Origin of the sequence: Plasticicumulans acidivorans, assembly GCF_003182095.1 — a bacterium.
Taxonomy (GTDB): domain Bacteria; phylum Pseudomonadota; class Gammaproteobacteria; order Competibacterales; family Competibacteraceae; genus Plasticicumulans; species Plasticicumulans acidivorans.
In genome coordinates this window covers 327,136-339,602 of the sequence record NZ_QGTJ01000001.1, presented here as the reverse complement: position 1 = coordinate 339,602, position 12,467 = coordinate 327,136, and the positions used below count along the sequence as shown (strand labels likewise).

Below are 12,467 nucleotides of genomic sequence, written 5' to 3'. Positions count from 1 at the left end.
CGGGGCGTTCGAGTATGCCGGCGTTCAGGGGCTCGGCAGGCGGTTTTTCACTTTTGCCATCAGGTCATCGACGCTGATGTCGGGCTTGGTGATCTCGATCTTCGAGAAATCGAGCGCGAAGTCCTTGCCCGGCTCATAGTGCACCGGCAGGCGCACGCCGATCTTCAGGCCCGAGCCGAGCGTGAACTCGCCGGCGGGGAATTCCTCCTCGTAGATCGTGCCGATGATCTTGGCGACGACCTTGATGAAGCCGCCGGCACCGAGCTTGAGCACCGCCTCGGCTTCGGCCTTGGCCTCGCCGTCGAGCGCCATGCCCTGACTCGGCTTCCAGCGGATGTCGACGCCGAGGCCGGCTTTGGCCTGCACCCCCATCTCACCCCAGACGCGCAGGCCGCCGATGGCGCTGATCACCGCGGCACCGACCCCGAGGCCGGCGTCGACCGTCAGCTTCAGTCCGGCGTAGGCGGGGATCTCGAAGGTCGCGCCACCGCTCAGTTCGGTGGCGTCCTCGTCGTCCGGGCTCCAGGTGATGCCGACTTCGGCCTTGGTCAGCTGGCCGGGGCCGAAATTGGCGATGAAATCGAGCGAGCCGTCGATGTTGAGGAACACACCGACGTTCACGCCGGCGACGGCGAAACCGAAGATCGGGATCGCCGGCACCGCCAGCGGTAGGATCTGCTTCTTGTATTCCTTCTTCGGGAACAGCTCGATCGGCGCCGGAATGCCGAGCTTGCCGGCCGCCGTCAGCGTGCCGTCCTCGGCGAGCGTCAGCCCGACCGTCGCCTTCAGCCACGGCGCGGCGGTGAAATCGACCTTGCCGCTGCCCCAGACCTTCAGCGGTTCGGGCTGCTCGCCGACGCCGGCCTTGGCGTTCAGCGTCAGCGTGCCGCCGACCATTCGGGTGGCGTAGGCGGCATCGAGCTTGCCGGTGACCAGGCCGTCGGCGTAGCTCAGGATCAGCTTGGCCGAGGCCGGCACGCCCTTGAGATCGGGTTCGAGTTCACCGCCGCCGGCGAAGCTCCAGGCCCCGGCGGCGCTGCGCTTGAGCGTCAGTTCGAGGTGGCCGGCCTTGATCTTCGGTACGTTGTCGGCGAGATCGGCGCGGCCGCTCATCGTCACATTGCCGGCGGCATCGGCTTCGACCGCGCAGCTCGCCTTCTTGAAGCCCGGCACGCTGAGGTCGGCATCACCGGCGAGGTGGATCAGCTGCGTCTCGCTGTCGTAGCCGAGGCTCAGTGACAGCCGCTCGACGCCGGGGAATTTCTGCTCCAGCACGAATTTGCCGTCGGCCGCCCATTTGCCGCCGGCGTAATGCAGATGGCCCTCGCCACTGAACAGCCCTTTCTCGAAAGCCAGCGAGCCGTCGAGTTCGACGCCGTTGCCGCCGCTTTTGGCGCTGATCGAACCGCTGGCGTACTCACCGAGGGCGAAGTCCACCCGCCCGCTGGCCTGCAGCGTGCTGCCCGGCACCAGCGCCAGCGCGACGTTGCCGCCGGTCATGCGCAGCGGCCCGCCGAGGTGGAACTCGCCGGCCTCGAATACCGCGGCGAAGCCGAGATCGCCGTCGATCAGCATCACGCCGATCTGCGCGCCCTTGAGGAAGGGCAGGCCGTCGATGGTCAGCATGCCGCTGCCTTCGACTCCCCAGCTGTCGCTGAGGCCGAGCTCGGTGAACTCGACCGGGCTCAGCGTCTTCACGCGAAAGCCGCTGACGCCGCCGTTGCCCTTGTTGTCGCTGAGGATCTTGCGGGTGATGCGCGCCGCCGCTAGGCCCGGCAGATCCGGGTGCTGGCGCACCGGCAGCGTCAGCACCGGCGGTGCGCTGCCCGGCGCGGCGTCCTTGACCGGCACCTCGACCACCACCGAGCCTTCCTTGCCGGCGCTCGGCGCGGCGTAGCTCTGCACGGTGACGCCGGGGCCTTTGGCACCCGAGCCCTGCCATTTGCCGCCGCTCGCCGGCAGCGGCGTGCCGGCCCATTCCCGCGGCAGCAGCAGCATGCCGCCGGCCTTGCCGGTGAGGATTTCGACGGTCTTGGTGTCGAGCCGCTGCGGCACTTTCAGGCTGTCGCCGCTCTCGATGTCGCCCGGCAGCCAGTAGCCGGCCGAAGTGTTCGCCGCCGCCTCGATGCGGTCGAAGATGAAGTCGAAATTGCGCGCCTGCAGCGCCTTGATCGCGGTGCGCGTGCGGCTCTGCTGCGGTTTGGCGGCACCGGCGCCCGCTGCGCCACCGCTCCCCGGTGCCGGCGCCGCTGCGGCGGGCGCGGCGGGTGCTGCCGCGCCGGCGGCCGCTGCGCCCGGTGTCTTCAGCTTCTGCCAGTCGCGGATGTCGGCCGGGTTGGCGCTGTCGCTGGCCAGCTCGTCGAGTGCGCCCTCCACTTCGCGTTCGATCTCGGCGGCGGTGATGCTGCCAGCCGCCTGGTTCAGCGCCGCGTCGCCGAGCACGAAGTTGCCGAGCTCATCCGGGCCGCCGAGCTGCCACTCCAGGAAGTGGTCGACGTCCATCGGCAGCGACTGACCTTTCTTCGTCCACTTCGGCAAGGTCAGCTCGTCGGCGACCTGGCTCTGCGTGCCGATCAGCAGGCGGCCGCCCGGCAGTTTGGCACCGCACAGCGAGCCGTCGGCATTGAGCGCGACGAAGTGCCCCTTCGATGCCTTGACGTCTTTTTCCAGCGCCGCACTGACCTTCGGCTTGAGCTCCTTGCTCCACTTGCTGCGCTGCTTGGTGTCGCGCGGCCCCTTGCGCAGCTGGGTGCCGGGCGGATAGTTCGGCTTGCTGCGCCCGGCCTTCTTGGCGCTGAGCTTGAGCTTGGGGATGTGGACGCTCTGGCCGTCGAGGCGCACTTCGGTTTTCGCCGGTTTGCCCTTGGCGCTGTTGTCGCCCTTGGCGCGCTGCAGCTGGCGCGCGGCGGCCGGCGCGGCGCTCTGCTGCACGATGTGGGTCAGCTCGTGGGCGAGCAGGGCGCGGCCGCTGGCGGAGTCCGGCGCGTAGCGGCCGGCGGCGAAGTAGATGTCGTGACCGCTGGTGAACGCCTCGGCGTCGAGTGCCTGGTTGAGCTGTGCCGCTTCCCCGTCGCTGTGCGTGCGCACCGCGCCGAAGTCGCTGCCGAAACGTCCCTCCAGGTCACCGCGCAGCGTCGCCGGCAGCGGCTGCCCGCTGCCGCGGCGCGTCTCGATGCGCTGCTCGATGCCTGGCTCGACCTCGGTTTCCGCGCCGCCGCTGCGCGCCAGCGCTGCCGGCGCCTGCCGTACCGGCAGCGGCTCAGTATCGTGGGCGATGGCCTCGGCAGCGCGCTCGGCCTCGCGCTCCTGCGCATCGCCCGGCTGGCTCAGCCGCAGCCTGGCCTGCAGATAGGCCGGCAGCGCCAGCGGCGCCGGTTTGTCCGCCGGGCGCGGCGAAGTGGCGGTCTGCACCGGCACTGCGCTGGTGCGGCGGCGGCGGGCGACGGCGAGCGCCTCGGGCACGACTCAGTCCTCGTAACCGTGCTTGCCGAGCCAGGCGGCCAGGCGCGGGCTCTGCGCCGCCTGCTCGCGCACCAGCGTGCGCCGCGCTGCCGCCGGCAGTGCATCGAGGCGCGCGGCGGCCTCGGCGCTGGCGGCGTTCAGGGCCTCGACGGCATTGCGGCGGTCGGCGTCCTTCATCACCTTGACCCGCTCCGGGCGGGCGGCGTGCAGCGCGCTGTCGAGCTGCGCGAGCGCCGCACGCGCCGCGGCCAGCAGCTGCGGATCGGGGGCGAGCTTCTGCTGCAGGTAGGCCGGCGTCTGCGGCGCGGCGCCGGCCCCGGCCGCCTGCGCAGCGCGGCTCGGTGCGGGATGCGGAACCTGGAACGTCGGCACGGGCATGGCGGCAGTCCTCTACGACAGGGCGAGCAGCGCCGGCGGCAGCGCGCGGCCGAGCTTGCGGTATTCGCGGCCGAGCATGCGCGCCAGTAGCGCCAGCGGCAGCGGCCCCTGCGGGCATTGCGCGGCGGCGGCGATCACCGCGTTGCGGATGTGGCCGCCGGCGAGGTCGGCGTAGGTCGCCAGGTGGCGCAGCTCGGCTTCGGCCGGCGCCCGCGCGCCGAGGTGGGCCTGCCACAGCGCCAGCCGCTCGGCCGGGCCGGGCAGCGGAAAATCGACGATGGCGTCGAGGCGGCGGGTGAAGGCGCTGTCGATGCGGCCGCGGTGGTTGCAGGTCAACACGACGATGCCGGGGTGCGCCTCGATGCGCGTCAGCAGGTAGTTGGTGAGCATATTGGCGTAGCGCTCGCCGCTGTCGCCGCCTTCGCCACGGCGGCCGAACAGCGCATCGGCCTCGTCGAACAGCAGCATGACGTCGGTGCCGGCGGCGTGGTCGAGCAGCGCGGCGAGGTTTTTCTCGGTCTCGCCGATGTATTTGTTCATCAGCGCACCGAGGTCGACGCGGTACAGCGGCGCGCCGAGGCGGGTGGCGACCACCGCCGCTGCCAGCGTCTTGCCGGTGCCGGATTCGCCGGCGAACAGCGCGCGCACGCCGGGGCCGGCGCCGGCACAGGCGCTCGGCCCGAGATCGCGCCAGGCGCGCTCGCGCTGCTCGCAGCGGATGACGAATTCATCGAGTTCGGCGGCGATCGCCGCCGGCAGCACCAGCGCGTTCGCGGCCACCGGCGCCACCGGCTGCGCCAGCTGGCGCAACTGCGGCGCGGCGAGCTGGCGGCGCGCGGCGAGCAGGCGCGCGCTGATGTCGTCGCCCTGCAGCCGGGCGGCGCGGCGCAACAGCCCGCCGATCGCCGGTCCGGCCAGCAGCGCCGCCGGCGGTGCGGCGACGCCGGCCGCGGCCCACTGCGCGCGACGCTCGTCGGCGCTCGGCGCCGCCAGGGTTTCTTCGAGCACCTGCGCGCCGGCGACGGCGCCGGCCTCACCGAGCAGCAGCAGCAGCGGGCCGGCGTATTCGGCCCGCGGCGGTGCGACGAACTGCTCGCCGGGGCCGAGCCGCGGCCGCAGCACCGGCAGCCATTCGCACCACTGGCAGGCGGCGGCGAGCGCGCCGTCATCGGCCCAGGTCTCGGCATCGATCAGCAGTGCCGGGCGGCCGAGCCGCTGCGCCAGCGCCGCCGCCAGCCGGCCGCGACCGCTGAACGGCGCCCCGCGCAGCACCAGCGCATCGAGCGCATCCTCGGCCAGCGCGGCGGCGAGGGTGTCGATGCGCGCGCGCGTCGCCGCCGGCAGTTCGGTGTCGGCCGCCTGCAGCCGCTGCGTGCCCGGCCACGGCGCCGTCGCCCCGCACAGCGCCGCCCACAGGCGCGGCTCGCAGTGCAGCCAGCGCAGCGGCAGCGGCCCGTCGCCGCCGATGCGCAGCAGGCCGCTGCGCACCAGCGCCGATTCGGCCAGTGCCAGCGGCGTCAGGGCCGCCGACGGGAACAGGCTTGCGCTCAGCGCGCAGGCCAGATGCAGTGCCGGCCGCGCTGCACGCTCCGGTGCCTGCAGCTCGGCAAGCGCCAGATCGACGAGAAAATCCGCCTCGACCTCGCCGGTCAGCGCCAGCAGGAACAGTTCCGCCGGCTGCGCCGCGAAGGCGCGCGCCAGCCGCCCGAGCGCTGCGTCGGTGTTGGCCAGCACCGCCAGATCCTGCCGCCGCCGGCGCGGCCAGTCCTCGGTCAGGGCACCGAGCGCGGCGATCGCCGGTGGCGGCTGGGTGAAGCAGTCGGCGGCGAAATGCGCCAGACCGGCGCGCACCCAGGCCGACAGCGTGGCGTGGCCGTGCTCGCTGTCCGCGGCGCTCATGGCCAGCGCTCCAGATAATGAAAGTGCACCACGCGCCCCAGCCACGGCAGCCAGCCGGGGTCGATGTCGAGCCCGGCGCGGCGCACGGCGAGGCTGACGCAGCCAAGCGGGCGCTGCAGGTCGAGGTGCGTCGGTGTCCAGCGCAGGCGGCCGGGGCCGGCGATCAGCTCAGGCGTCCACAACCGCGGTCCGCACAGCCGCGCGGCGAGGGCGACGACCGGCGCATCATCCGGCCGCGGCTGCCAGTCCTCGGCGCAGGCGTGATGGGCCTGCCAGCGCGCCTGCAGCCAGCGGTAGAGCGCATCGCCAGCCGTCAGGCCGAGCGTGCTGGCGAGGCTGAGCAGCCAGTGCCAGCCGCTGCGCAGGTCGATGCCGCACGCTCCGCCGAGCGCCTGTTGCAGACGGCCGTCGTTGAGCACGTTGAGCAGATACAGCGTGCCGCCGTAATCGCTCAGCAGCTCGGCGCTCGCAACGCTGGCAGCGAAGCTCGCTGCGACGGTGGCGGTCGGCGCCGGGGCCGGTGGCGCCGGCGCCGTTGCGGAGACGGCTGTTTCGGCGCCTGCCCGGCGGCTGGCGGGGGAGGCCGTCGCGGCGCGGGGCGTGACTGGCGACGCCGGTATCGCGTCGAGCGCTGCATCCACGGCTGCGGTCGGCGGCGCCGGCCTGGCGCTGTGATGCTCCGGCGGCGGTGTGCTGGCGGGCACGGCCCGGGGCGCTGCGCTTGGCGGCGAGGTTGTCACCGCGTCCGCCACGGTGGCCTGTCCGTTCGGCGCCGCTGTCGGTCGGACCGGGGGGGCGACATCGCGGGTATGGACTGCGGTGGCGGCTTCCTCGGCGTCCGCCGTCGGTGGCGGCACCGGGCGGGGGGCAGCGCCTGCCGGCGGTTCCGGTGGCGCCAGCCGCTGCAGCAGCGCCGCGCAGACGGCGGCATCGTGCAGCAGCGCCGGGCGCCATTCGAGCAGCACGAGCTGCAACGCCAGGCGCACGCGGGCATCGTCTGCCGGCAGGCCGTGGCAGGGCGCGCGCCAGCGGCGGAGCAGGGCCGGCGGCAGTGCGTCTGCGTTCAGCGGCACGGTGGCGGGGTCGATGTGCTGGGCGATCGGCGCGGTGACGGCCGGCAGCGCGCTCGCTGCGGCCAGCTCGGCGGCGAGGCGGGCGGCGGCCGGTGGCGACAGGGCCTGCCACAGGCTGGCCAGCGCAGCGTGGCGTTCGAGTTCGGCGGTGATCGCCGCGAGCTGCAGCGGTTCGCTGCCGAGCACGCTGGCGATGGCCTGCGGCACCGGCAGCGCAAGCCAGTGGTGCCAGCGCGCCCAGTACCAGCAGTGCGCGGCGCGGCCGCGGTACAGATCGAGCGCGAGCTGCGCGTATAGCGCAGCGGCCGAGGCGAAGCGCACGGCGGGGGCGTGGGCGGCCAGCGGTGAATCGGCGGCGACCGCCTCGCGCAGCTGCTGCGCCAGTTGCGCGGTGGCGCGCGCGGCGATGGCTTGCGGTGTGGCCGCGCGCGCGCTCAGGCGGCGGACGATGACGATCGCCTCGCCGGCCTGTGGCCAGTCGGCGGTGTCGAGCGCGCTGCGCAGCGCGCCGATGCGTGCGGCGCGCGCGCGCAGCTGCAGGCGCTCGACGTGCACACCGGCGTTCATCGCGCCTGCGCACCGGCACTGACGATGAAGGCCGGCGTCACCGCCAGCTGCGGCTGCAGCGCGTCGATGACGCGGGCGCTGGCGATGCCCTGGGCGTCGATATCGTCGAGGCGCAGGCGGCCGACCAGGCGCTGCTGCGGATCGCGCAGTTCGAGCAGGCTGCCCGGGCGCAGCTCGCGGTCGAGCTGCAGGCGCAGCGGCTGCGCCGGCAGCAGCGTCGCCGCGGCGATGACGCGGCCGCTGGCGGCCAGCGCCACATCGCCGTGCGCGGCACTGAGCACGATCGCCCGCACCAGGTGATCGAGCGCGGCGCGGCCGAGCGGCGCCGGCTCCTGCAGCTGGCCGTTGAGCCAGCGCAGCAGCGCCAGCAGCGTGCGCCAGTCGGTGAGTGTTTCGACGCTGGCCTGCGTCGGTCCCGGCCAGCTCTGCGGGCTGGCGACCGCCAGCGTGCCTTCGTCGGCGCGGTCGGCCAGCGCCAGCAGCAGCGGTGCCGGCAGCCGGCGGGCGTAGTAGAGCAGGCCGCGGATCGCCTGTTCACAGCGCGCGCGCAGCGCCGCCGCGGTGTCGCGCAGCTTGCCGGGCGGCGCCTGCAGCGCGTCGAGCAGCGCGAACTCGCGCGCCGCCTGTGCCCGGCGCTGGCTCAGGCTGCCGGCGTTCACCGCCAGGCTGGCGCCGGCGTACTGGCCGAACAGCGTGCGGCTGGCACCGAGCAGTGTTTGCAGCCGCGTGCTCGCGGTGTCGTTGCGCTGCGCGCGGCGGCCGAGGCGGTAGCGGCGCAGCAGGATCGCCTCGTCGAGCAGCGTGCGCTTGGGCAGTTCGTCGAGCAGCGGTTGCAGCGCGCGCAGCTCGGCGACCGGGATTTCCCACAGGGCGTCGACGAACTCGTCGAGCGCATCGGGCAGCGGCAGGTCGGCGGCCAGGCGCAGGCCCGGCACCAGCTCGTCGCCGTCGCTGCGGACCAGCCGCACCGCCGGCGCCAGCGGCTGCGCCAGCTCCCAGGGCAGCGCGCGCACGTAGCCGAACAGCCGCGCGCGGGCCAGCGCCTTGCGCCGTGCCGTGCGCGCGGCGGCGACCGCGCGCCAGTCGTCAGCGGTCAGTGCCTGTGCCATCGCGTAATCGCGGGCGGCGTCGGCCAGCGCCGCCAGCCGCGTGGCGAGCTCGGCGTCGAGGGCGACGATCTGCGTCTGCAGGCTGGCGATCTGCGCCTGCGTCTTGCCGATCTGCAGCAGGCGGCTGCGGATTGCGCTTTCGAAGGCGCTGCGCAGGCGCTCGATGTCGCGGGTGTCGCCCTGCAGCTGCTTGCCGAGGTCGACCAGCAGCGGGTAGCGCTGCGCGGCGGCGACGTTCTTGGTGCGCTCGCGGATGCCGCCGGCATCGAATTTCGGCCATTCCTTGACTGAATCGGGCAGCGTCATGCTGCCGAAGGCGGCGTTGAGATCGTCGCGCAGGTCGGCGAAGCGCTCGCCGGCATCGTTGATGGCGTAGACCTCCGGCAGCACGTGCTGCAGCACGCCGAAGTCATTGCTCTGCGCCTGGTAGGCGGCGGCGGTGATCGGTTCGGCGATGCGCGGAATGCTGTCGAGCTGCAGCTGCAGTTTCTCGGAGAGCTGGCTGCCGAGCATCGCCGTACTGAAGCTGCTGACGCGCTGCAGGGTCTGCACGCCGGCCACGTCGAAGGCCGTCGCCGTGAAGGTCGGCCGGCTGATCGTTGTGGTCGTGGCCTGCAGCGTGCTGCTGGTGTTGCTGGTGACGTTGTTGCTGAGGGCGAGCGTGCGCACCGTGAGGTTGGCGTTGGCGTTGGCGTTGGCGTTGGCGGTCGGCTCCGTGGTGCGCGCGCTCAGCGTCACGTAGGGCAGCCAGCGGGCGATCTTCAGGCCGCTGCCATCGCTGGCGACGCCGCCGGCGAGGCCGGCCAGGCTGGCGGTCAGCGCATCGTGCTGCTGGCGCTGGCGGCCGAGGAAGTCGCGCAGGGTTTCGACGTGGTCAGTGAAGTTCGCCAGCTCCGCCTGCAGCTGGGCGAGCCGCTGCGCGGCCAGGGCCAGCTGCACGCGCGCGCCGCTGCCGTTGATCACCACGGCCGCCGGTGCCCCGGCCTCGGCATGGTTCTGCGTCCACTGGCCGAAGTCGGCATAGCCGGCCGGCGCGCTGACGGCCTCGCTGGCCAGGCGCTGTGCCAGCAGGGCGAGCAACGGGGCGGGCTCGGCCGGTGCCTGCGCGGCGACCGGATCGGGGTCGGGTTCGAGCGCCGTCATGACTTCTTCCGGGAGCTGCTGGCGGTCCTGCGCGCTGGCGAACCACAGCGCCTCGCGCGCGCTGCGCGCCTGCGCCCAGTTCTGCTGCGCGCCGAGCCAGGCCCGGTAGAGCGCATCCAGCGTGGCCGTGTCGGGCTGCGGAATCGACAGCAGGTCGGCGCGGAAATCCCCGTCGGCGACGCCGAGCAGCAGATGCACGCGATCGGCCAGGCCGGCGCCCAGGCGCAGCGGGCCGCGCGTCTGCGCGGCGGCGAGCGCGGCGCCGAACTCGCTGGCGCGCACCGGCAGCAGCGTCAGCTGCAGCTGCGGCGGCAGGTTGGCGCAGCTCGGCAGCGTGGCGTCGGCCAGTGGCAGCGTCAGCCAGGCGCGCGGCAGCGGCGCCGCCGGCGGCAGCACTTCGAGGCTGGCGAAATGCCCGCCGCGCAGCGCCGTCAATGTCTGCGTCAGCAGCGCCTGGCGGGCGCCGTCCGCCTGCGCCGGAAAGCGCCCGGCGGCTGTGTCGAGCCAGCGCAGCGTCTGCTGCGTCACACCGGCCAGGCCGAGCGCGATGCCGTCGCCGATCGCCGCGCGCGGCGGCGCATCGAGAAAGTGCGCGCTGAGGCGGTTGGCGATGCGCACGGCATCGCCGTCGACCGGCTCCGGTGCATAGCCGCTCAGCGGTCCGCGCAGCACCAGGAAGGATTCGGTCTCGAAGCGCAGGTCGCGGCGCGGGTCGATTTCGCTGCGCCGGCACGGCGGCACGCTGTCCTGCGCCAGCTTGTGCACACGCTGCTCCAAGCACAGCAGATAGACGCCGTCGGCCTGCAGCGGCGCGATCAGCTCGCTCCACGGCGTGCGCAGCGGCGTGCGCAGGGCGATGCTGCGCCCGCCACCGCCGATGCCGAGTCCGGGCCGCACCACCACGCTGTCGCCGGGCAGTGCGGCGAGTTCGAGGCCGCTGACGATGCCGGCGGCGCGGCCGGCGAGCAGGTTGTCGATGCGCGTGTCGCGGTAGGTGTCGAGGCGCTCGAAGTCGTTGGCGCCGAGGCTGCGGCCGGCGAACAGCCGCGGGCGCAGCTGCCCGGCCGGCGTCGGCTGTGGAGAGGTCAGGCGAATCGGGGCGGCCATCGTCGTTGTCCTCAGCCCAGCTGATCCCAGCCCTTGACGACGGCGTCGCTGAGGCCGAGTTCTTTGCAGGCGGTGATCGCCGCCTTGAACACATCGGCACCGTCGGCCTCGGCCTGGCGGTGGATTTCCAGCCACTTCAGCACCGTCTCGCCGCCGCCGGGGCTGAGCTCATCGAGTGTCGGCCACAGCGCGGTGTCGAGCTGCGCGCTGATGTGCATCAGCGTCGCGACGACGGCTGCGGTCAGTTCCAGCATCGAGGCGGGCGGGTTCTCGCCCTGTTCGATGGCGATGCGTTTGAGCACCGCCTTGGCGGCATCCTCACTGCCGGCCGGCGCCGCTCGCCAGCGCGCGATGCCGTCGACCTGCAGCGACAGCGGAATCGTCGGCCGCGCCGCCGGCGGCTCGACCGGCGGTTCCACGGGCGGCTCCACCACCGGCGGCGGCAGCGGCGCCGGTGCCTGGTAGCCGGCGGCGAGAATGATGCCGGCGAGGCCGTCGGCCGCGGCGCGCGGCGGCCGGCGCAGATACCAGACGTGATCCTCGGCGAGGTTCTCCCAGAGGCCGTTCCACGGGCTCGCCGGGTCGGGTTCGCCGTCGAGGCTGACGCTGGGTTCGAGCACTGTCTCGCCGGTGACGGCATCGTTCTGTGCCGCGGCGAGCAGGCGCGCGCTCAGTTCGGCGTAAGCGGCCGGCGCCAGCGCGGCGACCACCAGCACCTCGGCCGACAGCGTCTGGTCGAGATCGAGCGGCGGCAGGCTCAGCGCGCTCTGCAGCGCCGCCTCCATGTCGTCCTCGCGCAGCGGCACGATCTGCACGTCGACGCCGGCCGGGAAAAAGGTCTGCAGGCCGCGCAGCGGATCGATGCAGGCCTTCGGCAGCGGCCCGAGCGGCGGCAGCAGGTGAAAGTGTTCGCCGGCGTGAAAGCTGGCGCCGGCGCGCTCGCTGAGCACCGCGGCGAGCAGCGCGCGGTAATGCGCCAGCAGGTCCTCCTGAAAGCCGTCGAGCACGGCATCGGGCCGGCGCGGATGGCGCAGCAGCCAGGGGTCGCACCAGCGGATGGCGTCGTCGGCGACAGCGAGCACGCCGAGCGCGACCGCCTCGCTCGGCAGCCACTGGTCGAGTGCGCCGGCGCCGACCAGCGTGCGCGCCAGCAGCGCGCGCGCCGCCAGCGGCTCCAGCGGCGGATCGGGCAGCGGCAGCGGCACCAGCAGCAGCTCGACGCCTTCGCGGATGGCGTCGAACTGCAGCGTGCGGCTGGCGCCGAAGTCGCGCGGGAACACCTCGGCACTGCCGAAGCCGTCCTCGGCGGCGCCGAGCGCGACGGCGTACAGCCCGCTGTTGAGGCGGCCGCCGGCGAGCGTGGCGTCATCGGCGGCGTTGAGCACGGCGAGCGTGGTGCGGTCGCCGAGGTCGGCGCTGATCGCGGTTTCCACGCGCAGCGTGCGGCCGCTGGCGCAGACGGCGACGCCCGGCTGCAGCGTCAGCAGCGGGTCGTTGAAGTCGAGCTGCAGGCCGTCGACGATGCCGTCGCCGAGGCTGCGGCCGACGTCGAGCAGGCGCTGGTCGAGGTATTGCTGATCGCGGATCAGGTCCTCGGCGCTGAGCAGGCGGCCGTCGAAGTAGAACGTGCGACTGAGCCGCGGGTCGATCGGCGTCGCCCGCAGCGGAGCCTGTGGCGCCGCCGCGGCGAGCGGTGTGACGGGCTGGAAGACGGTGGGCATCGGCGCCT

General features: G+C 73.6%; 6 protein-coding genes. All 6 read right to left on the bottom strand.

Annotation, left to right across the window (positions count from 1 at the left end; translation table 11 throughout):
• Positions 1 to 24 precede the first annotated feature (24 nt).
• Genes C7443_RS01395 through C7443_RS01370 form a run of 6 tightly spaced genes read right to left on the bottom strand, consistent with a single transcriptional unit; the run spans position 25 to position 12,459 of the window.
• The gene (locus C7443_RS01395; protein ID WP_110016787.1) at positions 25 to 3,462 is read right to left on the bottom strand and encodes an eCIS core domain-containing protein; all 3,438 of its coding nucleotides are present in this window, start codon (positions 3,460 to 3,462) and stop codon (positions 25 to 27) included.
• A gap of 3 nt (positions 3,463 to 3,465) precedes the next feature.
• Positions 3,466 to 3,840, bottom strand: a complete 375-nt coding sequence (locus tag C7443_RS01390; RefSeq protein WP_110016786.1) for a hypothetical protein — start codon at positions 3,838 to 3,840, stop codon at positions 3,466 to 3,468.
• Between the two features lie 12 nt (positions 3,841 to 3,852).
• The gene (locus C7443_RS01385; protein ID WP_110016785.1) at positions 3,853 to 5,739 is read right to left on the bottom strand and encodes an AAA family ATPase; all 1,887 of its coding nucleotides are present in this window, start codon (positions 5,737 to 5,739) and stop codon (positions 3,853 to 3,855) included.
• Positions 5,736 to 7,379, bottom strand: a complete 1,644-nt coding sequence (locus C7443_RS01380; protein ID WP_110016784.1) for a hypothetical protein — start codon at positions 7,377 to 7,379, stop codon at positions 5,736 to 5,738. Before C7443_RS01380 ends, C7443_RS01385 begins: the two co-directional genes overlap by 4 nt.
• Entirely contained in the window at positions 7,376 to 10,738 is a 3,363-nt protein-coding gene (locus C7443_RS01375) for a hypothetical protein (protein WP_110016783.1), read from the bottom strand. The genes C7443_RS01380 and C7443_RS01375 overlap by 4 nt, the downstream gene beginning before the upstream one ends.
• 11 nt (positions 10,739 to 10,749) lie before the next feature.
• Positions 10,750 to 12,459, bottom strand: coding sequence for a hypothetical protein (locus tag C7443_RS01370; RefSeq protein ID WP_110016782.1), 1,710 nt, complete (start codon positions 12,457 to 12,459; stop codon positions 10,750 to 10,752).
• Positions 12,460 to 12,467 lie beyond the last annotated feature (8 nt).

Coding starts and splice junctions, on each gene's coding strand:
- C7443_RS01390 (WP_110016786.1), bottom strand. CDS start 3,840: ATGCCCGTGCCGACGTTCCAGGTTCCGCATCCCGCACCGAGCCGCGCT.
- C7443_RS01385 (WP_110016785.1), bottom strand. CDS start 5,739: ATGAGCGCCGCGGACAGCGAGCACGGCCACGCCACGCTGTCGGCCTGG.
- C7443_RS01380 (WP_110016784.1), bottom strand. CDS start 7,379: ATGAACGCCGGTGTGCACGTCGAGCGCCTGCAGCTGCGCGCGCGCGCC.
- C7443_RS01375 (WP_110016783.1), bottom strand. CDS start 10,738: ATGGCCGCCCCGATTCGCCTGACCTCTCCACAGCCGACGCCGGCCGGG.
- C7443_RS01370 (WP_110016782.1), bottom strand. CDS start 12,459: ATGCCCACCGTCTTCCAGCCCGTCACACCGCTCGCCGCGGCGGCGCCA.